The organism is Sphingobacterium sp. MYb382 (assembly GCF_037572665.1).
In the GTDB taxonomy this organism is placed as follows: Bacteria; Bacteroidota; Bacteroidia; order Sphingobacteriales; family Sphingobacteriaceae; genus Sphingobacterium.
The window spans coordinates 499669-522594 of the sequence record NZ_JBBGZT010000012.1 but is presented as its reverse complement, the minus strand read 5'-3'; the positions used below and the strand labels follow the sequence as shown (position 1 = coordinate 522594).

25 protein-coding genes are annotated in these 22926 nt (G+C 40.1%); 10 read left to right on the top strand and 15 right to left on the bottom strand.

All coding sequences use genetic code 11. The features are described 5' to 3' along the window. The first annotated feature begins 109 nt into the window (after nucleotides 1–109). A complete protein-coding gene (locus tag WH223_RS07390; RefSeq protein WP_340046907.1) occupies nucleotides 110–610 on the top strand; it encodes a DinB family protein in 501 nt (166 codons plus the stop codon). 110 nt (nucleotides 611–720) lie between these two features. Here the strand turns inward: WH223_RS07390 and sucD are convergent, their stop codons facing one another. Continuing rightward, a complete protein-coding gene (sucD, locus tag WH223_RS07385; RefSeq protein ID WP_340046906.1) occupies nucleotides 721–1593 on the bottom strand; it encodes a succinate--CoA ligase subunit alpha in 873 nt (290 codons plus the stop codon). Between the two features lie 79 nt (nucleotides 1594–1672). Continuing rightward, on the bottom strand, nucleotides 1673–2206 hold the full coding sequence (locus WH223_RS07380) for an RNA methyltransferase (protein ID WP_340046905.1): 534 nt from the start codon (nucleotides 2204–2206) through the stop codon (nucleotides 1673–1675). A 208-nt stretch (nucleotides 2207–2414) separates the two neighbouring features. Here WH223_RS07380 and rpsT point away from each other — a divergent pair, with 208 nt between their 5' ends. After that, entirely contained in the window at nucleotides 2415–2669 is a 255-nt protein-coding gene (rpsT, locus tag WH223_RS07375) for a 30S ribosomal protein S20 (protein ID WP_340046904.1), read from the top strand. 107 nt (nucleotides 2670–2776) lie between these two features. Here rpsT and WH223_RS07370 read toward each other — a convergent pair whose 3' ends face one another. Both WH223_RS07370 and WH223_RS07365 read right to left on the bottom strand, forming a co-directional pair. Next, nucleotides 2777–3631: a 3-keto-disaccharide hydrolase gene (locus WH223_RS07370; RefSeq protein ID WP_340046903.1), complete on the bottom strand. Its 855-nt coding sequence runs from the start codon at nucleotides 3629–3631 to the stop codon at nucleotides 2777–2779. Nucleotides 3632–3647: 16 nt separating this feature from the next. Next, nucleotides 3648–4463 (bottom strand): helix-turn-helix transcriptional regulator, encoded by an 816-nt coding sequence (locus WH223_RS07365; RefSeq protein WP_340046902.1) that lies wholly within the window; start codon nucleotides 4461–4463, stop codon nucleotides 3648–3650. A gap of 328 nt (nucleotides 4464–4791) precedes the next feature. Between WH223_RS07365 and WH223_RS07360 the strand changes: the two genes are divergently transcribed. After that, nucleotides 4792–6285 carry an acetyl-CoA hydrolase/transferase family protein gene (locus WH223_RS07360; RefSeq protein ID WP_340046901.1) on the top strand — a complete coding sequence of 498 codons (1494 nt, stop codon included), beginning with the start codon at nucleotides 4792–4794 and terminating at the stop codon, nucleotides 6283–6285. A 40-nt stretch (nucleotides 6286–6325) separates the two neighbouring features. Here WH223_RS07360 and gldG read toward each other — a convergent pair whose 3' ends face one another. From gldG to WH223_RS07325, 7 genes are all read right to left on the bottom strand, one after another. Continuing rightward, nucleotides 6326–8743 carry a gliding motility-associated ABC transporter substrate-binding protein GldG gene (gene gldG, locus WH223_RS07355; RefSeq protein WP_340046900.1) on the bottom strand — a complete coding sequence of 806 codons (2418 nt, stop codon included), beginning with the start codon at nucleotides 8741–8743 and terminating at the stop codon, nucleotides 6326–6328. Between the two features lie 108 nt (nucleotides 8744–8851). After that, the gene (locus WH223_RS07350; RefSeq protein WP_340046899.1) at nucleotides 8852–9430 is read right to left on the bottom strand and encodes a hypothetical protein; all 579 of its coding nucleotides are present in this window, start codon (nucleotides 9428–9430) and stop codon (nucleotides 8852–8854) included. 50 nt (nucleotides 9431–9480) lie between these two features. Further along, complete coding sequence (locus WH223_RS07345) at nucleotides 9481–10191, bottom strand: ATP-binding cassette domain-containing protein (protein WP_340046898.1); 711 nt, start codon at nucleotides 10189–10191, stop codon at nucleotides 9481–9483. A 1-nt stretch (nucleotide 10192) separates the two neighbouring features. After that, entirely contained in the window at nucleotides 10193–11110 is a 918-nt protein-coding gene (locus WH223_RS07340; RefSeq protein WP_340046897.1) for a glycerophosphodiester phosphodiesterase family protein, read from the bottom strand. Nucleotides 11111–11138: 28 nt separating this feature from the next. Next, nucleotides 11139–11654 carry a shikimate kinase gene (locus tag WH223_RS07335; RefSeq protein ID WP_340046896.1) on the bottom strand — a complete coding sequence of 172 codons (516 nt, stop codon included), beginning with the start codon at nucleotides 11652–11654 and terminating at the stop codon, nucleotides 11139–11141. After that, nucleotides 11654–12853, bottom strand: a complete 1200-nt coding sequence (locus WH223_RS07330; protein ID WP_340046895.1) for a BT_3928 family protein — start codon at nucleotides 12851–12853, stop codon at nucleotides 11654–11656. Before WH223_RS07330 ends, WH223_RS07335 begins: the two co-directional genes overlap by 1 nt. Nucleotides 12854–12862: 9 nt before the next feature. Continuing rightward, entirely contained in the window at nucleotides 12863–13402 is a 540-nt protein-coding gene (locus WH223_RS07325; protein WP_340046894.1) for a DUF1599 domain-containing protein, read from the bottom strand. 135 nt (nucleotides 13403–13537) lie between these two features. On the opposite strand from WH223_RS07325, the gene WH223_RS07320 reads away from it, so the two are divergent. Genes WH223_RS07320 through WH223_RS07295 form a run of 6 tightly spaced genes read left to right on the top strand, consistent with a single transcriptional unit; the run spans nucleotide 13538 to nucleotide 17961 of the window. After that, nucleotides 13538–14062 (top strand): DUF4269 domain-containing protein, encoded by a 525-nt coding sequence (locus WH223_RS07320; RefSeq protein WP_340046893.1) that lies wholly within the window; start codon nucleotides 13538–13540, stop codon nucleotides 14060–14062. Then, nucleotides 14063–14860, top strand: coding sequence for a HipA family kinase (locus WH223_RS07315; protein ID WP_340046892.1), 798 nt, complete (start codon nucleotides 14063–14065; stop codon nucleotides 14858–14860). Next, complete coding sequence (locus WH223_RS07310; protein WP_340046891.1) at nucleotides 14838–15221, top strand: DUF3037 domain-containing protein; 384 nt, start codon at nucleotides 14838–14840, stop codon at nucleotides 15219–15221. Before WH223_RS07315 ends, WH223_RS07310 begins: the two co-directional genes overlap by 23 nt. Nucleotides 15222–15280: 59 nt before the next feature. After that, nucleotides 15281–16090 carry a serine O-acetyltransferase EpsC gene (gene epsC / locus WH223_RS07305; RefSeq protein ID WP_340046890.1) on the top strand — a complete coding sequence of 270 codons (810 nt, stop codon included), beginning with the start codon at nucleotides 15281–15283 and terminating at the stop codon, nucleotides 16088–16090. Continuing rightward, complete coding sequence (gene cysM / locus WH223_RS07300; protein WP_340046889.1) at nucleotides 16090–16965, top strand: cysteine synthase CysM; 876 nt, start codon at nucleotides 16090–16092, stop codon at nucleotides 16963–16965. Before epsC ends, cysM begins: the two co-directional genes overlap by 1 nt. Further along, nucleotides 16966–17961, top strand: coding sequence for a helix-turn-helix transcriptional regulator (locus tag WH223_RS07295; protein ID WP_340046888.1), 996 nt, complete (start codon nucleotides 16966–16968; stop codon nucleotides 17959–17961). 39 nt (nucleotides 17962–18000) lie between these two features. Here WH223_RS07295 and WH223_RS07290 read toward each other — a convergent pair whose 3' ends face one another. Further along, complete coding sequence (locus tag WH223_RS07290) at nucleotides 18001–18474, bottom strand: DinB family protein (protein WP_340046887.1); 474 nt, start codon at nucleotides 18472–18474, stop codon at nucleotides 18001–18003. 92 nt (nucleotides 18475–18566) lie between these two features. Then, on the bottom strand, nucleotides 18567–19235 hold the full coding sequence (locus WH223_RS07285; protein WP_340046886.1) for a hypothetical protein: 669 nt from the start codon (nucleotides 19233–19235) through the stop codon (nucleotides 18567–18569). A 131-nt stretch (nucleotides 19236–19366) separates the two neighbouring features. Between WH223_RS07285 and WH223_RS07280 the strand changes: the two genes are divergently transcribed. Next, entirely contained in the window at nucleotides 19367–20851 is a 1485-nt protein-coding gene (locus WH223_RS07280; protein ID WP_340046885.1) for a DUF3943 domain-containing protein, read from the top strand. Between the two features lie 11 nt (nucleotides 20852–20862). On the opposite strand, the gene WH223_RS07275 is transcribed toward WH223_RS07280, so the two are convergent. Together WH223_RS07275 and WH223_RS07270 are read right to left on the bottom strand one after the other, a co-directional pair. Continuing rightward, on the bottom strand, nucleotides 20863–21438 hold the full coding sequence (locus WH223_RS07275) for a GNAT family N-acetyltransferase (RefSeq protein WP_340046884.1): 576 nt from the start codon (nucleotides 21436–21438) through the stop codon (nucleotides 20863–20865). Nucleotides 21439–21558: 120 nt separating this feature from the next. Beyond that, nucleotides 21559–22893 (bottom strand): trigger factor, encoded by a 1335-nt coding sequence (locus WH223_RS07270; RefSeq protein WP_340046883.1) that lies wholly within the window; start codon nucleotides 22891–22893, stop codon nucleotides 21559–21561. Nucleotides 22894–22926: the final 33 nt, after the last annotated feature.

Here is a 22926-nt window from a genome sequence, read left to right as displayed (position 1 = left end):
ACATTTGTTTTTTTTACTGGATATAGGTTTGTCTACATACTCCTCGGTACAAATTTGTATTTTACTTTATTTAGTATTTTATGTATTTTCAACGTATAAATAAGGTATTATGAGTATTAAGCATAGTTTATTAATTGAGCTAGAAAGAGAGACTAAAAATACAGCTCGTATTCTAGAACGCCTGTCGGATGAGCACTTGACATGGAAACCACATGTGAAGTCGATGTCGGTAAAAGCCCTTGCTAATCACATCGTGAATTTGCACCGATGGGTGCAACATGTGTTAGCGAAACCTGTTTTTGATTTACATGTAGACTTTCGTCCCGAAATTGCCACATCAGTGGAGGGGCTTCTTACGAATCTAGAAGCTAGTTATGTCGCGAACAAACAGTTGATTGAGGCTTCTACAGAAGAAATTTGGTTGGAGCATTGGACAATGAGCGCCGGAGAGCATGAGATTGTTACTTTGCCAAAGGTAGGTGCGATGCGTTACATTGTAACAAATCACTTAATTCATCACCGTGGCCAACTAACGGTATACTTGCGCTTACTTGATATTCCTGTACCAGGGCTATATGGTCCATCAGCTGATGATAGTATGTTGGCATAAGCCGATGCTGAAAATAGCACCCGCTATAGCGTAATTTAGGAGAGGGGAAGGATAAAAGAAAAAGGCTAGCCATATGGCTAGCCTTTTTTATGCTTTGTTGTAAAGAATACTTATTTAGCTAATTCTTCAGCGATAGCAGCACCGATTTCTGCAGGAGATTCTACAACACGGATACCACACTCACGCATGATTTTCATTTTAGCAGCAGCAGTATCATCAGCACCACCAACGATAGCACCAGCATGTCCCATACGACGTCCTGGAGGCGCAGTTTGTCCAGCGATGAAACCAACAACAGGCTTAGTACCGTGTTCTTTGATCCAGTTTGCTGCTTCTGCTTCCATACCACCACCGATTTCACCAATCATGATGATACCTTCAGTTTCTGGGTCATTCATTAATAATTCAACAGCTTCTTTCGTTGTTGTTCCAATGATTGGGTCACCACCGATACCGATTGCTGTTGTGATACCTAAACCAGCTTTCACTGTTTGGTCAACTGCTTCGTATGTTAAAGTTCCAGATTTAGAAACGATACCTACTTTACCTTTTTTGAAGATAAAACCTGGCATGATACCAATTTTAGCTTCTTCAGCTGTAATGATACCTGGACAGTTAGGACCGATTAAACGTGATTTTTTGTCGCTCAAGTATGATTTTACTTGAATCATATCTTTTGTAGGGATACCCTCAGTAATACAAACGATCACTTCAATACCTGCCGCAGCAGCTTCCATGATTGCATCAGCTGCAAATGCAGGTGGAACGAAAATAATAGAAACGTTAGCACCGGCTGTATCTACTGCATCTTGTACAGTATTGAAAACTGGACGATCTAAGTGTTGTTGGCCACCTTTACCAGGCGTAACACCACCTACAACGTTGGTTCCATACTCAATCATTTGGGAAGCGTGGTAAGTACCTTCGTTTCCTGTAAAGCCTTGTACGATTACTTTTGAATCTTTATTTACTAGTACACTCATTTTTTCTGTTTTTTTGCAAAGCAAAGCTACTATTTTGCAATGACTTCTAAAAATTAAGCTTACGCTATTAAGCCATTTTTTATAAAATTCTCATCTTCTGTACGAAATCCCAAAGAACAATGCCAGTGGTTACCGAAACATTTAGCGAATGTTTGGTTCCTAATTGTGGGATTTCAATGCAAGCATCTATGTTTTTCATGACACTTTCGGATACTCCGTGTACTTCATTGCCGAATACTAAAGCGTACTTACCGTTTTCCTGTATTTGGAAATCTTGTAGAAAAATACTGCCTTCGGCTTGTTCGATAGCGATAATAATCCAACCGTCTTCCTTTAATATACGTATAGCATCGTCAACGTTCTCATGATGGCTCCAGCTTACAGATTGAGTAGCACCCAATGCTGTTTTCTCTATTTCACGATGTGGAGGAGTCCCTGTTATTCCGCAAAGCATAATCTGCTCAATAGCAAATCCATCGCCAGTACGGAAGGCTGAGCCTACATTGTGCATGCTTCTGACGTTGTCCATCACGATCGTAATCGCTGTTTTCTTTTGATCTTTATAGGATTCAATATCTGGTCGATTGAGTTGATCCATCGATAATTTTTGCATGCACAAAAGTAATAAGTTATTTGTGATATGGGAAATTCGACTATTATTACTACCTTTGCCGAACGGACTTGCAGTTATAAAGTACCTTGAAACCCGATAGATCGTGATTTTGAACAAAAATTAAAATAGATTTTGAATATTGGTTTTAACTGGTTATTTTTGCATTCCGAAATTCAGTTTAGAAATATAATAAAATTAGCTAAGAGAAATGGCAAATCATAAATCAGCGATTAAAAGAATTAGAGCAAACGCAGCTAAGCGTTTAAGAAACCGTTACCAAGCAAAAACTACGCGTAACGCAATTAAAAAACTTCGTACTACAACTGATGCTGTAGAAGCAAAAGAATTGTTACCAAGAGTTGTTTCCATGCTTGATCGTTTGGCTAAGAAAAATGTTATCCACAAGAAAAAAGCATCTAACAATAAATCTAAATTAACGAAATTCGTTAACAAATTAGGTTAATTCTTAGTTCTAAAGATATATAGGGATGTGTTTTACACATCCCTTTTGTCGTTTAAATAAATCGTAATGTTAACCGGAAATTTAGTTGTTACCTGTTAATCTAGAAATTATCCTTTTGAAAGGAGTTTCTCAATGACACGATTTAATTCTTGCTTCTTTTTTTTGTAGGGGCTGAGATCATAAAGTTCGACCTTGCGAAAGTCTATAGGGTGGCTTTCACTTTGTAGGTAAATATAACCTTGTTCAAGTCGTTTACCATCTGTTTTTTCTTTGGGGTCGTAGTTTTCTACATTTACTCCACCTATTTGTGGCTTCTCATACTGTAGCACGATATGCTTATCAAGGATATGCTGTACGATAGAATCTCCAAGGACTAGAAACTCTGCAGTAACCCATTGGTCTCCATCGTATGTTTTTGAGTTAGAGCTTAGACAGTGTGGAGTATACAATTCATTTTTTAGCACGACGTTAGTACCCGGCGTACATAGATTGGATGTTGTTCGCGGCTTTACACCGTCTCCACCAAGCATCTGGCCTTCGATAGATATAGGGAAGTCTTGATCTTTAAGCATCGTACTCGGCTCTTGTCCATGCAACATTGCTCCGCTATTGCGCCAAGCCCAGCCTTCACCGCCGTTCGCTTGTTCACCCACAAATCTATACTCTACCTTCAGTAGGTAATAGCTAAAAGGAGTTTTGTAACCAATATGCCCATATTGCTGATTGAAATCGCTATATCCATCATACCTTACTTTGAGTAAACCATCTTCTACACGAAAGGTGTTCGCATAGTTCTCACCATATTCATGCAATCGGATTTTTATTCGCCAATCTTTAAGATCTTTACCGTTGAATAGTTGAATTGCTTTCGGCTCTCGTTCTACCGTAGAGAGTGCCGAGCTACTCATGCAGCCTACCAGAATCCCGGCAGCTGTCCAAAGTTTCCATCTGTTGAATCGCATAAGTTTGGTTTTAGGTTTATAACAGTAGATTTTTATTTTTCACATATTCGCTTGGGCGTATTCCTATAATTTTATTGAACGTATTACTAAAGGTTGGTAGGCTGCTGTAGCCTACGCGCATGGCTACCTCATTAACACTCATTTTCTCATCAAGGAGTAGCTTTAAAGCAGTCAACATCCGTAGAATAGTATAGTATTGTATGAACGACATATTGAGTTCCTTCTGAAACAACCTCGCTAATGTACGTTCGCTAACATCAAACTGACTTGCTATAGCTTTGAAGCCAATATTCTCATCAATCTTACTTTCCAAAAATTTAACGATTTCCTTAAGTTTCTCATGCTTCGGATAAGGAAGGGCAAGCGGAAGTTCCGTTTGTGATATTTCGGGAAGTAAGAGCTTAAAAGCTTTAGCAATGGAATATTTAGGTTCCTCCACAGGGAAAATATTACCGTTCCATCGGTTTGTAAACATGATGAATTCGATAAGAAGATCATTCACCGGATAGATGTTTACTTTATTGTAGAAGGCGCTATCAGTTTCAAATTTCGGGAAATAAAGATTACGCATAACAACCTCAGGACTGCTGGGATGAATGCTATGCTTTACACCGGCAGGAATCCATATATAATGGCGTGCAGGAAGGAAATATGACTTCTCTTCTGTCTTTAAAAAGACGATACCTCCTTCGGTATATAAAAATTGATCTTTATGATGCGTGTGCTCCGTGATAAACTGCTCGCCCATCATGGCATGATGACAATAGATACTATCTTCAAAGGAGTCTACCTCTGTCATATAATATTTGTCAACGTATTGCTTATTGTCCATGATTCTTCACTATGTGTAACAGCAAATTTCCTGTTTTTAAACGAGATAACCAAAAAAGTAAGGGTGTACTTACTGCTGATTCTTGATTTTTTGCACATCAAGTTAGTGCTCACTTTACGTATGGATTGTATAAATAGCTGATTACGTGTTTATTTTGCTTTGGCCTATAATTGAGGTGTTAATTAAGTGTTTGGTTATTAGTTTTTTGTGATTTTGGTCACTTGTTGATAAATAATGGCTATATATAATAAAACCTAAGGGTATATTATGCTTATAATTGTAGTTAATGTAATATTTTTATAGACAATCGTTTATTTAATAATAGAGTATGTCATACGATAGAATTAAGTTAGAAAAACTAAAAGATAAAGTGATGACTGCCCAAGAGGCGGTGCAGTTTATTGAACATGATATGGTGGTTGGCGCGAGTGGCTTCACAAAAGCAGGCGACAGTAAGGCCGTGCTTGCAGAATTGGCGGAGCGTGCTAAGCATGAAACCATTAAAGTTACTTTAATGACCGGTGCTTCTTTGGGGCATGATACGGATGGGAAGCTTGCTGCTGCTGGTGCGTTGAAGAAGCGTATGCCTTTTCAAGTTGACCGTACTTTACGTAATAAAATTAATTCGGGAGAGGTTTTGTTTATAGACCAGCACTTGAGTGAAAGTGCCGAGCTATTGCATAATAAAAATTTGCCTCCGGTGGATATTGCTATTATTGAAGTTGCTTATATTGATCGTGACGGAAGCTTAGTGCCTACTACTTCGGTAGGAAACTCGGCCACTTTTGCGGAGCTTGCTGATAAGGTAATTATCGAGATTAATACGGCTATTCCGATGAATATTTATGGTATTCATGATATTTATAAAGCTGAAGATTACCCATACCGTAATGTTATACCTATTGTTGCTCCATGGAATAAAATTGGACGACGCACTATTCCTGTGGATCCAGATAAGATTGTAGGTATTGTTTTTACGAATCTTAAAGATAGTCCAGCAGATATTGCGGAGCCTGACGAAAAGACAACGGCCATTGCGAGTCATATTTTAGCATTTTTTGAAAACGAAGTACTTTTAGGCCATTTGACCGATCGCTTGCTGCCTTTACAGGCAGGTATTGGTAAAGTTGCTAATGCCGTACTGATGGGCTTTAAGGAAAGCAATTTCTATGATTTAACGATGTTTTCGGAAGTATTGCAGGATAGTACTTTTGACCTTATTGATTCAGGTAAATTGTCTTTTGCATCGGCATCATCGATTACTGTTTCTTCGGAATGTTATGAGCGTGTGTTTGGGAATTTAGATAAGTACCGCGATAAAATTGTATTGCGCCCGCAAAACATTTCCAATACACCAGGGTTAATTCGTCGTTTAGGTATTATTGCTATCAATACAGCGATTGAGTTTGATATCTATGGTAATGTGAATTCTACACATATCGGAGGTACTAAGATTATGAATGGTATTGGTGGATCGGGCGATTTTGCACGAAATTCATATTTAAGTATTTTCGTGACGCAAGCTTCCTCAAAAGAGAATGCGATTTCGCATGTGTTACCGATGGTTTCACACGTGGATCACAATGAGCATGATGTCGATATCTTAGTAACCGATGTTGGATTGGCTGATTTACGTGGTTTAGCGCCTCGTGAGCGCGCGCAAAAGATTATTGATAACTGTGTGCATCCAGATTATCGGGAGGAGCTACAGTCTTATTTCGACCGTGCTTGTGCACGAGGCGGACATACACCACATTTGCTAGAAGAGGCGTTCAGCTGGCATATTCGTTTGAATGAAACCGGAAGCATGAAGAAAGCTTAGTTTCGTCAATGAAGATCCTTGAAAATAAAACGAGCATCCCTTAAGAGGATGCTCGTTTTGTATATGCATATTTACGTTTTCGTCGATACTGCTGTAATGCAGCGATAAGGCTAAGTATGATAAGCGGTGATACCACATTGTTTACTTGCCAGAATAGCTTCTCTTCTTTTACTTTAGCGCTATCTAACAGGCGGAGTTTCACTTCTCGATTGCGAAGCTGAATTAAGCGGTCGTCATGTAAAAGGTAGTCTACCATATTAAGAAGTAACGTTTTGTTGGCAAACTGTTTCTCTGTAAAACGATCCCAACCTAATGGGTAGGCCGATTGATCTTTCCCACTTATTTGGTTTATAAGCCAATCACCGTCGGCCATAACCACCATTTTACTTGCTTTGCTCGCGATGGTAGGAGCAGCCTCTGATATCCCTAAAGGCAGGGGTCTATTTTCGAAGATATTCGGAAAATTACCCGATAAGAGTACCGCTACCGGAAGTGGTTGTGCTCTAAATTTCTTAGGATCTGGAGCCTCTTCTACCATCTGTAAGGAAATCGGACTTGGTGGCGTTAAAGTCTTTACAAAAGGGGAGGTGCTGAGTAGTATTTCTTTTTTAATCTGCGCATTTTCCACGGTATCAACGGTACCTATGAACTCCGTACGGATACCATCGAGGTTCTTAACAATCGGATTGCTAGAGTTTGGCATTAGGATAGGGAAGAAATACCAAGGAACAAGCTCTATCTGCATTTGTCCTGCAATATTGCCTACCGATAGTGGTATCTGGCTACAGTTTAAGTCGGCAACGGTGTTGTAGTTTAAACGGGCCCCATAAAGAAAAAGTTGATCGTCTAAATTTAAGTTTCTAGCTAATAAAGGTTGACTTCCTTCTTTGCGTAAACGATCTAAGCTAGCATCAATTTGGTCAATAGCCCATACCACTTGCCCCCCTTGACGGATAAAATAATCGATTTTATATTTATCGGCCTCCGAGAATGGTTGGGTAGGTTTGACAATAAATAGAATTTTAATCTGCTGCAGGGAAGCAAAGGTAACTTTGTCTAAGCGCACGCGTCCTGCTTGATTGGCGGGCATCAGGCTGTGCATAGCATCCTGCAGTTCTAGATCGGTAGGTTCGCCATGTCCTTCCGTAAAACCTATAAAAGTCGTTTCTTTTTGTATAGCACTATTTATTGACGATAAGAAGGCATATTCCAAATTCTGGATAGAGTTGTTTAATGCTTCTTCTGGTCGCAGTCCCATTTTCTGTTGAAGTAGGTTGACTACTATTTCCTGATCGCCACTGTTAACAATAGCAGTAGGGAAGATAAGCTTTTGTGTAAGCCCTGCATCCGTTTTTACACTTAAGTTGGTTGGGCTAATGCCTCTTTCATGCAGTGCTTGAATAAACGTTTCTTGCTCTTCCTGATTTCCCGAAAGGGGATCGATGAAAGTAAATTTTAATTTTCCTTTAGAAAAAGCCTTGAGGTCGGTAAGCGTGGCGATGGTGGATTTCTTTAAGCGCTCAAAGCTGCTCGGTAAGTTACCATCTAAAAATACCGTGATATAAACATCCTGCTGGAGGTTACTTAAAATTTGTTTGCTCGTGTCAGATAGCGTGAAACGCTTATCCTCGGTAAAGTCTATTCGCCAAGATGCAGGTATAATAGTACTGCTGTTTAGTAGAAAGAAAGCTAGAATCGTTAAGGCATAAACAGATAATGTTTTTTTACGTTTACGGAAGGTACGACCTAGATGTCCATGGGTGAAAACTAAGAATAAAAAAGATAGGCTCAAGAAATAAGTGAAATCTGCAAGCGTTAATACACCTCGACTTAAGCTTTCGTAATGTGCTTGTATACCTAAGTTTTGAATGAAATCTTCTTGTGTATTTAAAGCCGAGAGTTGGCTGATAGCATCAAAACCATAGTAGGCGAAAAAACAAGCAAATACAGCAAGTAGAAAGGCGATGATGGGATTGTTACTGATGCTAGAAGTGAAGATGCCGATTGCAGCATAGCTGCACATAAGAAAAAATAAACCTACATAAGAGCCTATGATAGCTCCAATATCAATGTTTCCAACAGGAATGGCTAAAAAATAAATCGATATCGCATAAATTATTGTCGGCAGTATGGCTAATAAACCGATACTGACGATACCTAAGTATTTTCCGATTACAATATCGAGGAAAGTGAAGGGTCTACTTAATAGCAGCTCGTATGTTCCTTCGACCTTTTCGCCAGCAATACTGCGCATAGCGATGGCCGGAATAAGAAACATAAAAAGATAAGGAGCAATACTAAAGAATCCATTTAAAGAAGCTTCGCCCGCTTCGAGTAGGGAGGTGTCTGGAAAAATCCACAGCACCAATCCGGTGATGAGTAAGAAAAACGCTATAGCCAGGTATCCAATAAGCGCATTAAAGTAAGAGGCGACCTCTTTTTTATAAATACTAAACAATTTGTTCTGATTTGGTTGCTCGAAATTAGTAAAATCATTGCTGTAAAACAAGAAAGCACTATCCCTCGCGGATAGTGCTTTCTCTTAAAAAGTTGTAAATAATGCGATTTATCTTTTACCCGGTAAATAGATTTGGAAACCTAATCCCACACCTAATCCCGAGGATTTCTCGCCTAAGTTAACATTAGCTTTTGTGTAGTTGTAGCCAGCCGTTACTTCTAAAGCAACAGTCTGCGTGATAAAATGTGCATAACCAACGTTCGCGCCTAAAGCCAAGGAAACACTTTTTCCTGCTGAACTTCCAGCGATACCAATATCTCCTTGTCCGAAGAATCTACCTGTTGAAGATGAACCTTCAGGAAAATAGTAACGTACAAATGGTGCAATACCATAGTTCCATACGTTATCATAGTCCTTAACGGCTATTAATCCTAAGTTAGCTTGCGCACCTACAGCGATACCATCGGATACAAAATAACCTGCTCTTGGTTGAACGGCAACATTAAAGGCTTTTCCTTCAAAACTGTAACCCATATTTGCCAAAGACCCACCTACCATCCAATTGCCCGTTTTTATGGGAGTTAATCCTACGTTAGCACTTGTTTGCGGCCTAGTTTCAATCTTTTGCGCCTGAGCACCTAAAGCCATCACGCTTAACAAAGCTGCTGATAATAAAGTTTTTTTCATAAATATTACGTGTTAAGTTTTATTGAATAACACCATAGAATGAAAAAAGTTTACTTATTTGTCAAATTAACGAAAATTTCTTCGAGGGATTGGTTAGGATATTTGGCTTTTAGGGTTTCCATATCACCTTGTTCACGGAGGATTCCTTTGTTTAAAATAAGTACTTCATCGCAAATCGCTTCTACCTCTTGCATGATATGTGTAGAGATAAGAACGGTCTTTTCTTTACCAAGTTCTTTGATTAAAGCACGTATTTCCAAAATCTGATTAGGGTCTAATCCGGTGGTTGGCTCATCAAGAATCAGTACTTTAGGATCGTGAAGGATGCATAGCGCGATGGCTACACGCTGACGATAGCCTTTGGATAGCTGTTGTACTTTTTTATGCTGTTCAACGGATAAACCAGTCAGTTTGATGACTTCGTCGATACGTTGTTTTTTATTTTTTATGCCATGCGTGTCGGCTTCAAAAGCTAATATCTCCCGTACATACATATCTAAGTATAGCGGGTTATTTTCAGGAAGAAAGCCTAGATTTTTTTTTACCGCTAGTGGATTTTTCTGCACATCAATACCATCAATGGTACAGCTACCTTGGCTAGGCGCTAAAATGCCAGCTAATATTTTCATGGTCGTCGACTTCCCCGCGCCATTGGGACCTAAAAAGCCGACAATACGGTTTGTTTTTATTTCAAAACTAAGGTCATTCACTGCAATCTGCTCACCGTAAACTTTGCTTAGTTGCGTTACTTTTATGGCCATATTAGTTAATGTAAGGGGAAGATAACTTTCTTTTTTTAATATAATAGCTTAATGCTTTTCCCGCTTGTATAGGGCGATTTGTACTGATAATATCGGCTCCCTGGTCAATAAATTCAGCATAACGTTGGTCCCCTGATTGACGCGCTTGCTTATCGAGGTTACCCATTGTGCCTAATATACACATTATCCCATGTTGATGTAAAAGGTCGGTAACAGATTTCTCCACCATGGATGTGCCTAAGAAAGCGACTACGCGTGTGTCGGGTACATCTCTATCACTCAGTCGCAGTAAGTCGTCAGCACTACGTATAGGTGCTGATATCATCAATTCGGGCGCTAAGTTGTGCACCAATGAAGCTTGGTCAGCATTGTATGTGATGATGATTGAATAGGCTTCTGCTCCTGTTTTACGAATGGCATCGACCACCAAGCGGTATGGAACATTGCGCTTTACATCTAAGGTGAATATAACTTTTCCAATGCCCCAGCGTAGTGTTTCTTCCAGGGTAGGGATTTTATAGTTCGTTATTTTTCCGTCTGTATCTTTTAGGTTTAGTGCTTTAAGCTCTTCGAGGGTATGTTTGTTGACGGCGCCCTTACCCGTGCTGGTACGTTGCAAGGTTTCGTCATGCATCAATATCAAGACCGAGTCTTTGCTCATCGCGATATCACATTCAATAATGGCGGGCGTTTTATAGGCTATACGTTGGAATGTTTCCATTGCATTTTCGGGATAGTCTGCCGCTGGTCCACCACGGTGTGCACTGATGAGGGGGACTCTTTTTTCAGAGTAGGTCAAAAATTTATGTAAATCATCGACCGTTTCAAAGTCGAAAATCTGATTGTGATTGCTTACATGCACCATATCTGCTGGAGAGTTGCTCCTGAAGCAGGAACTCAGCAGTAGTGCAAAAGCCATCAAAAAAATAGCTTTATATTTTTTGATGTTAGCTGTCATGATTTTCAATCAATATACTGATGTTTTCTATTGAAGTATTTATTTGGTCAACATGTAGGGGTGCTTTTTCATAAAAGGGGGCACGTTCGGCCAATTTTTCTGTCACAAAGGCAAGCAGGTCTTCACCCTGTAGGCCTTTTAGTGCGGGCCTGCTGGCAATGTTAGACTGCCGAAGACGATCATATAATGCTTTAGCACTCAGGTTGAGGTACAAAGGGAGGCCATGCTGCTTCATCCATTCCATATTGTCAAAAAAACAAGGGCTTCCACCTCCGGTGGATACAATGGTGTCTTCCGTTGTTTGCTCTTTCAGGAGCTGGCTTTCTAAGGTTCTGAAATTTGCCTCACCATGTTGCTCGAAGTATTCAGGTATAGACATGCCTACACGCTCTACTAAGAGTTGGTCAAGGTCAATAAATTTTTTATTCAGGCGGCTAGCCAACTTTTTTCCTAAAGTTGTCTTGCCGCTGCCCATAAAACCGATTAAGAAAACAGGCTTGCTCATTATTTTTGTAGGTATGTTTTTTCTAACTCTTCTTTCGAAGGAAAGGTAAGTTTAGACCATTTTTTAATCACTACACCATTTTGCAATAGCAGAACCCCAGGATTGGAGCGTACCATACTTTTTAGCGGAACGGCATCTGCGTAGAATGTTTCTAGCATTAAGTCCATTTCAGTGTTAAGCTTCTGCGCTGTGTCGGAAGAGCTTGCCGTAAGCAAGACCGCTCTTAGGTTGTAGTCGCTTGATAAATCACGAATAGTCGAGTTGATACGGTCTAAAGCGATAACATCGGCTGTAGAAAGTTTATCAATATAGGTGCTTACTACGATAAAGTTGTAATATGGATTTTCGATGATTTCGTGCGTAACATCGTCACCTTCTGCATTAGAAATCAATAAATCAGGAATTGGAATTTGATATCCTTTTTTCACGAGGCGTGAAGCAGGTTCACCTATAACCTCCCAGTTATCATCTTCCCAAATACCGGCCATATATTCTTTGTCAGTTACTTTCTTAGTCTCGCCTGTAGATTTATTTTTAATCTCGTAGATATATTCAAATACATCGCTTTCTTCACCTTCAGGGAGTACCATCAATTTAGGGATGTCATTACCTACTTTATAAGGTAAGAAGTCAATGAAAGGCAAGAAAAATAACGTGTATATACCGATACCGAAGGAAATAACAAGGGTCAAGAATGCTGCAAAGCTACGTTTACCACTGCTCGTGATAAGTGGTTTTATCCGGTTTCTGTACTTAAAAATAATAAGGATGAAAACCAACAGCACTAAGTCTTTTCCGAAAGATTCCCATGGGGTAAGCGGTATTGCATCTCCAAAACAACCACAAGAACTTACTACTTCAAAGAAAGCAGAATAGAAAGTTAGGAAGGTGAAGAAGATAATCAGTAATAATAATCCCCAAGCTACGGTTTTGCGGTAAATACCCAATAAGAGGAATACGCCCATAGCGATTTCAAAACCACAAATTATGATGGCAATCCAGGTGCTATAGTCGTTGAGGAAGTCGGTATGAAAGACATGGAAATACTCTTGCAATTTATAGCCAAATCCTGTAGGATCATTGGCTTTGATAAAGCCTGATAAAATAAATAAGGCGCCAACGAAAATGCGACTGAATCCAAGTAGTATATCGATAAAGTTAGTCGATTTTTTTTGTGAAGGGTTGAAGTTCGTTTCCATAGAATTATTTTATTGAGCTAATCCTGATTTGATTAATGCAAATACAGCGTAGTTTAACATATCTTGATAGTTGGCTTTCAAGCCTTCGGACACTAAAGTTTGACCTTGGTTGTCTTCAATTTGTTTGACACGGTGCAACTTCATGAGGATAAGATCCGTTAGGGAAGAGATGCGCATGTCACGCCAAGCTTCACCATAATCATGGTTTTTTGCGAGCATGAGGTCGCGTGTTTCATTGACTTTTTCGGTATACAACTGGTCAACACGGTCGAAGTCTAGGTTTTCACCATCTTCTTCTGGAATTTCTAATTGCATGATAGCGATGACGCAGTAGTTTACAATAGCCACATATTCGTCTAAGATGCCTTCACCAACCTTCGATACTTTTTTTATCTCTAGCGTACGGATACGTTGCGCTTTGATGTAAAGCTGGTCTGTAATCGAAGAGGGACGCATAATGCGCCACGCTGTTCCGTAGTCTTTGGTCTTTTTTAAGAATAAATCTTTGCAGTAAGTGATGACGTTATTGTATGATGCGGTTGTATCCATGTAAGTTTTTAGCCTTTTTTGATCAAGAAACATACAAATATAGGTAGAATATGTTATTTGCCTAGGTCACATTTGTATACTATTTAATCATCGGCTGAAATAATTGATTAATTTTGATGTACTAAATGAGTAGCGATGGATAAGTTTGATGGTTATGATTACCTGCGGATAGGTACGGCTGTACAACAAGAGGCTTATGCTGTGCTATACAAGTCTCAAGTCATTGAAAAGTTGTCTGATTTTGGGGCTATTTTAGTCGGTACTATTCCTATTGACATCGCTGTCGCGGGAAGTGATTTGGATATTTCCTGTCAGGCGGTAGACTTAGATTCTTTTGAAGAATACGTGGAAGGTGAGTTTTGTGGCTATTCCGGTTTTAAGATGCAGCGTTTGCAGTTGCAAGGTCAGGATACGGTTTTGGTTAATTTTTATGTAGAAAGCTTTGAAGTAGAGCTCTTTTGCCAGCCTATTCCGGTAAAGATGCAGAATGGTTATCGCCATATGCGTATTGAGGATACAATTCTTACGAAAAAAGGACAGAGTTTTAAAGCTGAAATCATAGCTTTAAAAACCAAAGGCATAAAAACAGAACCTGCCTTTGCACAGTTATTAGGTATTGAAGGAGACCCCTATGTGGGTTTATTAAATTATATGGAGTAGATGAAAGATTTCAAACCAGAAATACGTCAGGTTACGATTACGCGCTATGTGCAGCCCTTCCGGGAGGGAGGTTCTTTGCCTGCGCTTGTCGATGCAGACGACGGATTTAGTTATGTAATAAAATTTAGAGGTGCAGGCCAAGGAAAGAAAGCGCTAGTAGCTGATCTTATTGGTGGTGAGTTGGCCCGATTTCTTGACTTGCGTATGCCGGAGTTGGTGTTTGCAGATCTCGATGAGTCTTTCGCACGCACAGAGCCTGATGAAGAAATTCAAGACTTATTACGCTTTTCGGTAGGTCAAAATTTAGGCGTTCATTTCCTGAATGGAGCGATTACTTTTGATGCTAATGTAGATAAAGTGTCGGCAGAGGAAGCTTCAAAAATTGTCTGGCTAGATGCCTTGTTAATGAATGTTGACCGTACGGTGCGCAATACTAATATGTTGGTGTGGAATCGTGAATTATGGTTGATTGACCATGGAGCATCCTTGTATTTCCACCATAGCTGGGACAACTGGGAGGAGCAGGCGGTGAAGCCTTTTGTACAGATTAAAGATCATGTGCTGTTGAAGTATGCTAGTGAGGTGGCTGCTGTGCAGGAGAAATATGCACCTCTTTTTACGGAGGAACATATTCGTAATGTCTTAAATGTAATTCCTGATGAATGGTTGCTGCATGAAGGACATGATTTAACCGCCGATCAGGCACGTGATGTGTATGCATCCTTTTTATTGAAACGACTGGCGAATGCCGATATATTTATAAATCAAATTGAACATGAGCGAAAGAACGGTATATGAGTATGCTGTAGTGCGGGTAGTCCCTCGTGTTGAACGCGATGAGTTTATCAATGTAGGGGTCGCCCTTTTCTGTAGAAGGCAGAAGTTTGCTGCAGTACGGATATTTGTCGATGAGGCTAAGTGTAAAGCTATTGATCCATCGGTTGATTTAGAATTAATTTATCGACACTTGGAATCTTTTAAATGGATATGTGAAGGCGATAAGCAAGGAGGACGCTTGGCAACGTTGGAACAGGCGGAGCGCTTCCGTTGGTTAACGGCGAAGCGAAGTACCATCATCCAATGCTCAGTATCACATCCAGGCATTTGTTTGTCGGCAGCAGATACATTAGACGAATTGTTTAGTAGATTAGTACTTTAAAACAGGCTTGAATCAAAGCTGCTGGGGGGTATTTTTGATTGGAGGGAGAGATAATAAAAATGGATAAATTTTATCAACATATTTTTGATAAGCAGTTGGAGGTACAGAACATGCCAAGCAACAAGCGTATCGCAAGTTGGGCTACGGGACTGTTACATCTATTGTTTCCTGATCGTGGAGCACCCGGCTTTGAGAGCATCAAGGAAGTAGAGGCCGCTTTTGCAGACTCCGAGAGCGAATTGTTAGAGCTACTCGTGAAAACAAAGGCTTGTTCCCAATGCGATAATAAAGAAATTGCCAAGCTTTTTCATGAAAAGCTCCCTGATTTATATCGCGTTATGTTGACGGATGCACAAGCGATTATGGACGGCGACCCTGCAGCACAGAGTCTGCGGGAAGTGATTCGTACCTATCCGGGGTTTACCGCGATATGCATGTATCGTATTGCACATGAGCTGTGGTCGTCGGGGGTTCCTTTGATCCCACGCATCCTAACGGAGCATGCGCATTCTAAAACGGGTGTTGATATCAACCCTGGTGCAACAATTGGGGAGTACTTATATATTGATCATGGTACCGGTTTAGTGATTGGGGAGACTTGTGTGATAGGGAATCATGTAAAGCTGTATCAAGGTGTTACACTAGGAGCTTTGAGCGTGGATAAAAGTATGGCGCATACCAAACGTCATCCGACGATTGAAGATCATGTTATTATTTATGCTGGTGCTACTATTTTGGGCGGAGAAACAGTGATTGGTCATCATGCTACCATTGGTGGTAATGTGTGGCTGACGAGTAGCGTTGCTCCATATACGACAGTATACCACCAGCCGAATTCAAAATTTGTTGATGCTAAACCTGTCATATAATGGGAAATCTTATAGATACAATTGGAAATACGCCATTGGTTGAAATCCGTAGTTTTCACCAATCGCCCAAGGTGAAAATCTTTGCCAAAATGGAAGGCAATAATCCGGCAGGTTCGGTAAAGGATCGTGCTGCGTTAAATATGATTCGTTCGGCAGTAGAGCGAGGCGATATCCGCAAAGGAAGCAAACTTATTGAGGCTACTTCTGGAAACACCGGTATTGCCTTGGCGATGATTGCTAGTCTTTATGAGATGGAGCTTGAGCTGGTCATGCCTTCAAGCTCGACACAGGAGCGTGTGCTTACCATGGAAGCCTATGGCGCCAAGATTACCCTTCTTGAATCCATGGAAATATGTCGTGATTACGCCGAAGAGAAGGCTGCAACGGGTGAATATTATATCTTAAATCAGTTTGCTAACCCCGACAATTATGGGGCACATATAAAATCTACAGGTCCCGAAATATGGCGCGACACGGAAGGTAAAATTACCCATTTTGTAAGTGCCATGGGAACAACAGGTACAATTATGGGCTGTTCTATTTATTTGAAAGAGCAGAATCCAGCGATTCAGATTGTAGGCTGTCAGCCGACCGAAGAATCATCCATTCCAGGCATTCGTCGTTGGCCTGCTGCCTACCTACCAAAGATATTTGATCCTGCACGGGTAGATCGCGTGATCGATGTGTCGCAAGTAGATGCAACAGAAAAAGCACGAGCTTTGGTACGTCAAGAGGGAGTCTTTGCAGGTATGAGTACAGGAGGTGCTTTCCATGCGGCTTTGCAATTGGCAAATGAGATTGAGGAAGGTGTTATTGTTTTTATTTCTTGTGACCGTGGTGATCGTTATTTAAGTTCCGATCTGTTTAAAGTTTAGATGGAAATAAAGAAGCGATTTGATCGCATTTTGGCGATTTATATGCAGCTGCAAGCGAAGCCTTTGGTGCGTGCACATGAGCTGTCTGACCGTTTCGGGGTGAGTATACGTACCATTTATCGGGATATCCAATCGTTGCAGGCTGCCGGTATTCCGCTGTATGGCGAAGCTGGTGTTGGTTACGGTTTGGTAGAAGGCTATCGCATTCCAGCGGTCAGTTTTACCAAAGAGGAGTCGTTGAGCTTTGCTGCTGCCGAAAAGCTTATTGCGAATTATTTTGATAAAGATCTTTATTTACATTTTTCATCGGCTTTATTTAAAATGAGAGCAGGCTTGCGGAGTAGCGAGAAAGATCAAGTAGCCTCGGTGGAAGATCAGGTTTTCTTAAGCCCCAAACCTTATACCTTTAACCAAAAGGTGCCGGGGGCGCTTTCGTTATTATTACAAAGTATTGCGCAAAAACAAGCCGTAGCCATGGAGTACCTAAAGCCAGCTTCAGATCATCCTGAAGATCGTTTAATAGAGCCCATTGGCCTTTTCTATGAGAATAATTTTTGGTATATAATGGCTTTTTGTCTGTTGCGATCCGATTATCGACAGTTTAGGTTAGATCGTATTCAAGCGATTAAATTGGTGCCCAATCAGCGCTTCTCGAAGCAGCATGAAGAGCTTTCTTATTATTTGGAACTGAAAAAACAGCCTGTGGAGACCCAAGAGGTGGTGATTCAAGTTACAAAAAAAATGGCTCGTTATATGGATTGGGACCGTGGTTACTATGGTTTTCTCTTCGAAAGGGAAATCGCTGATAATAAACTGGAGATGACTTTTAACTATCGTGATGGCGCTACGGGTTTTGATCGGTGGATCTTGATGTTTGGTGATGGTGTAAAAATTATTAAACCAGAAGCGCTACGCGAACGGGTACGCGCGCTCTTAAAAGAACAGCTACGCTTGATGGAGCTGGATGATGTAGAAATACAAAGCCCGAAAGACTAAGTTGTTTTCGGGCTTTTTTGTGACATTCGGTCTTAGGAGTTATGCGCGCTCCCAGAAAAAAGGAGGCTCGATACCTAAAGCTCTTAAGTAAACGTAGCCTTGACCACGATGATGAATTTCGTTGTCAATAAAGTAGAAGATGTTGTCTACAATTTTGTAATTATATTCTCCATACAAGTTGAAAACCTCTTGAAAACGCTCCACTGGAATTTGATCGTAGTAGCGATCGATTAACACAGTTGATTCGTCCCATGCTTTTAAAATCTCGTCCTTGCTTTTGTACGCCTGCTGGCTGTATTTAATTGGGACTCCGGTAGCCATACTTTCTAATGAAGGTGCTGCGATGGCTAATAGTTCGCTGACGATTTCTGAAAAAGTACGCATGCTTCCGATGGAGAATTCAAAAAGATCTTTCTCTTCAAATTTCTCGATTGTGCGACGTGTAATCGCACGGTGGCTCTGCCAATTTTTTAACAATTCATCTTTCTGTAGTACGCTGTTTGTGTTTGTCATAATCTATTTATTTGCTTTTTGTATGGCTCAAAAGTAGTGTCGATTATGACAACAGTTTGTCAGTAGCTTTTTTAATTATCACGACTCCATATTTAATGGATGGGATCACCTTTAGAGCTTTTCCCATGGTGATGCCATGCCCCATCTATTATTTCTCCGTTAAAATTAAGCTCGTTTCCTACGCGACTATTATCCCGCGAGAAGAAAAGTATATGCTCCGTATAGGTTGAATTAATAAAGCTGTATAGGCCTCCTCCAGTACCATAGAATCCTTTTTGCGCTGGATTGATAGCTATCCACTGAAAGTAGCCATCTACAAGAATCTTAATGGTTTTGCGGTCTCCACGTTGAATTTCTTGTCGTGTGGCTCCTTGTTGCCTTCCTGTGATTCGCCAAAGGCCATCTAAAGCTTGTTGTTTAGAAGCTTGTCGCTCGAAGAGTTCTTGCCCTTGTTTTAAGTTCTCCTGATTTTTTCTCACCGAAATCACCAAATTGGTCCCAACTTGTGTAGGGTCTTCATCATCGTACTCTAGGTGTACGTTTAGCTGCTTTCCATCGAAAGTGAAGGGGCCACCTTTGGTCGCTATGTATTTATTTTCACTATAAACTATTTGAGAAAAATATTTATCGACAAACAACCATAAAATTTGTTTGTTATCTACAGAAGAAAGAAAAGCACCTTGCAGATTTTCTGATTTTTGGCCTAGACTAATGAATGGCAATAACAGAATAGAAAATAAATAGAGGGTAATTTTTTTCATTTTTTTTGTTCTTTAAGATGGTTTATATATTGGTAATCAGCTTAATATATGTATAAAAATCTGTTTTTAGGTTTTTTTATTAGCTAAATAACTAGGAAGGGGCTTCCCTCACCGTGTTTCAAACGCTTTTTATGATAAGAGTATTTAGGATTGTTTTTTTGTTTTTCTTTGTATGGCTTGCCGTTGAGCTTCCTGCTTATGCCCAATATACACCTCCCCAAACACATATTAACCCCGCTTTTAATGGGCCTGATAGCTTGGTATTGGAAAAATTTGAAAAGTATCGACTGCTAGATTCTACGGTCACCTTAACCGATGGTGTTTTCGGTATAAAGCGGAAAAAGCGATTTTGGCGTGCTGGAGGAGAGTGGTTGTTGATGCAGGCTATTCCCGCGAGTTTCAATCGATTTGTTGCTAAGGAACCATGGGCTTATATCTCGTTCAAGAACTTTTTTGATCATCAGCGTCTCTCCGCTTGGACTTGGGATGATAACCAGTTCACGACGAACCAAATGGCACATCCATACCATGGTCAGCTTTATTTTAATAGCTTTCGTAGCAATGGCTATAATCTATATCAATCTAGTATCGCAACATTGGCAGGAAGCTATATGTGGGAAACTGGAGGAGAGATGGAAAGGCCTTCTATCAATGATTTGGTAAATACTACTTTTGGAGGTATCGTTTTAGGGGAAATCACGCATCGTATAGCACGTAATATTCTGGGAAGAGGAAGCCGCAACCGTTCCGCGCGCATACCCAACGAAATTGGTGCTTTTTTAGTTAACCCTATTAATGGCTTTAACCGCTTTCTAGATGGTAAATGGGGGAAGGAGGATGCATACAATGCGATTGATTCATCCAGTATCTGGGCAGAGGTGAATTTAGGAATACGTCGTTTTGATGCGCGTGATGGCGATATTTTGCATAGAGGTAAAAATGGTTCTTATGGACGGTTACAACTATGGTATAGCGCCGGTCCCAATAATATTACGAGACCTTTTGATCAGTTTTATGTGAATATAGAAATGGGAAAAGGGGATAGTACGTTCATTAACGCGGTGAATGTGCATGCCCTGCTGTATGGACATGATTTTTTTGAAGGTAAGAATAGCACCCATCGTGGCGTGCTGCGTGCCAATTATGATATGTATAATAATGATGCCTTTTTCTATGGCGGGCAAAGTTTGACCTATAGCTGGAACTCATTGTTTAGGTATAAAAAAGAAAATAGTTTGCGGATGACCTTAGGTTTGGGGGCCGTGTTGTTGGCTGCGGTTCCGGATCCCTATCTCCATTTTGGCGAGGACCGTAATTACAATTATGGATCTGGAGCGAGTTATCGTTACCGTGCAGAACTTAGCGTGCTGAAGCGCCTACGCGTTATTGCTGATTACAACGGTGGTTTCTTTTATACGCTAAGCGGTAATGATGCTTATTTTATTCTGCATGCAGGTACTGTGGAAGCAAGCTTACGTGTGCTTAAGGATTTTTCCGTTAGCTTGAGCTCGGGTTACTTTGTGCTTGAAGGGCACTACAAAGATGATAAGTTTACGGATTTTAAGCATACCTATCCGAGTGCTCGGTTGTCGGTAGGCTATAATGTACGTTTTTAAGCCAGCGCAGTTTAAGATTCCTGCGCTAGCGTATATTGTAAATGTTCCATATTCTTTTTGAATATATGAAGTGGTTTAACGATTTTGAAACCCATGTTGAGGTATAGTCGTTTTGCCGCAGGATTATCTTGATCAACAAGTAGACCTAATGTTTTTCCTTGATCCTTGACATATGTCTCGATGGCATAGTTTAAAAGGAGTTTGCCAATTCCTTTTCCTTGTGCCTTCGGCGATACGGCAATGGTATCGATATAAATTTCTCCTGCTTGCGTTTCCTTATCTTCGCTTGGAATCGTCACCGCATGGGTTTCTTCAAGATAATCAAGGATTGGCTGACGGAGCTCATCCAGCTTTGCTCCATCATAAAGGCATAGTTGACCCCATATTTCACCTTCCTCTTCGGCAACGATGATATGATTATAACCATATTGATTATCCGTTCTTTCAATAAACAGCTTCAATAGGGCAACGGCTTTCTCTTGGTTGCGCTCGCCGATAAAGTAATAGGCGATTTCTTCCATTGCTAAGAGCATAATAGGAGCTATTTTCGAAGCATCTTCTCGTTTGGCGGGTCTACATATAATCATAGATAGTCGGATTAAAGTATAAAGGTAGCTATAAAAAAAGTCATCGTAAAACAAGTACTATGGTGTACAAGCTTTACGATGACCGTTTGTTGGTAGTTAATTGCGCTTGCGCGCGAAATACTACTTATCTAGTTTCTCGAAATCAACGAAGTTGATATCTTGACTGTTTAATGTCACGTTTTCTTTTAAGTAATCAAATACTTTCAATGCTTTAGACTCTTCAAACAAACGGTTAGCTTGTTCTCTGTCTTGAAGCAATTGCATAGCAAATTGATTTAATTGCTCATCTGTAGGCTCGTCATTGATGTTGTACATCTTGATTTGCGCGTAGATACGCTCTTTAGCAAGGTTAACAACCTCGTCATATTTAACCTCTAAGTTATTTGCAGTAACGATACGGTTTTCGATGATCGTCCATTTCAAATTACTTAAGAAATCAGCGAAACCTTCTTCCAACTCTTGCTCGTTGATATTAGGGTTTGTAGATTTTAACCATTTTTTCAAGAAAGTCTCCGGGAAAGTAACCTTAACTTTATCCATACCGAAAGAATACATATCATTACGTAATTTCTGATCAGCGTTTTGTTGGAATAAGTTTTCTACTTCTTCTTTAACTTTAGCATTGAAATCTTCTTCAGTTGTTACTTCACCAGCAGGGAATAACTTATCAAAGAATTCTTGGTTCAAGTCAGATTCTTCTAAACGGTTTACGTTTTTAACTTCTAACGTGAATTTAGTAACATCTAATGCTGCAGCTTCTTCTTCGCTAACACCTAAGATACGACCTAAGTCAGCTACTGTGAATGCTTTTTTAACATCGATTTTTACGGTATCATCTTTCTTTAAGCCAGCTAAAGATTTTTTGATTTTCGCATCCTCGATAATATCTGTACGAATAGAAGTAGTTTTTTCAATACCTTCTTCTTTTTCTTGTGTTAATGTACCGTAGATAACATCACCTTCTTCAGAAACTTCAGGGTTTGTCATTTTACCGTAGCTACGACGTAAGTTTTTTACGCGTTCTGCTAAAGTAGCTTCGTCAGCTTTGATAGCATATGAAGTGAATGCTGTTTCTTTTGTGAATGGAATTTCAAATTCAGGAGCGATACCAATTTCGTAGTTGAATGAGAAAGTATCTTTGAAGTCCCAGTTGTAGTTTGCATCAGTGTCACTTTCTACTGGAAGTGGTTGACCTAATACTTCTAATTTGTTCTCACCGATGTATGCAGTGATTTTATCGTTAACTACTCTGTTGATTTCGTCAAGTAAGATTGCTTTACCGTAAGTACGTCTAATATGAGCTGTAGGTACTAATCCCGGACGGAATCCAGGTAATTTCGCCTTTTTAGCTTGTTCTTTGATCGCCTTATCTACGGATGGGTTGTAATCTTCTGGTGTTAATTCAACCTTGATGTTCGCATTGACATCGTCAAGTTTGTGGTGTGAAATGTTCATACTCTTTTTATAGCTTTAACGCATTACAAAAAA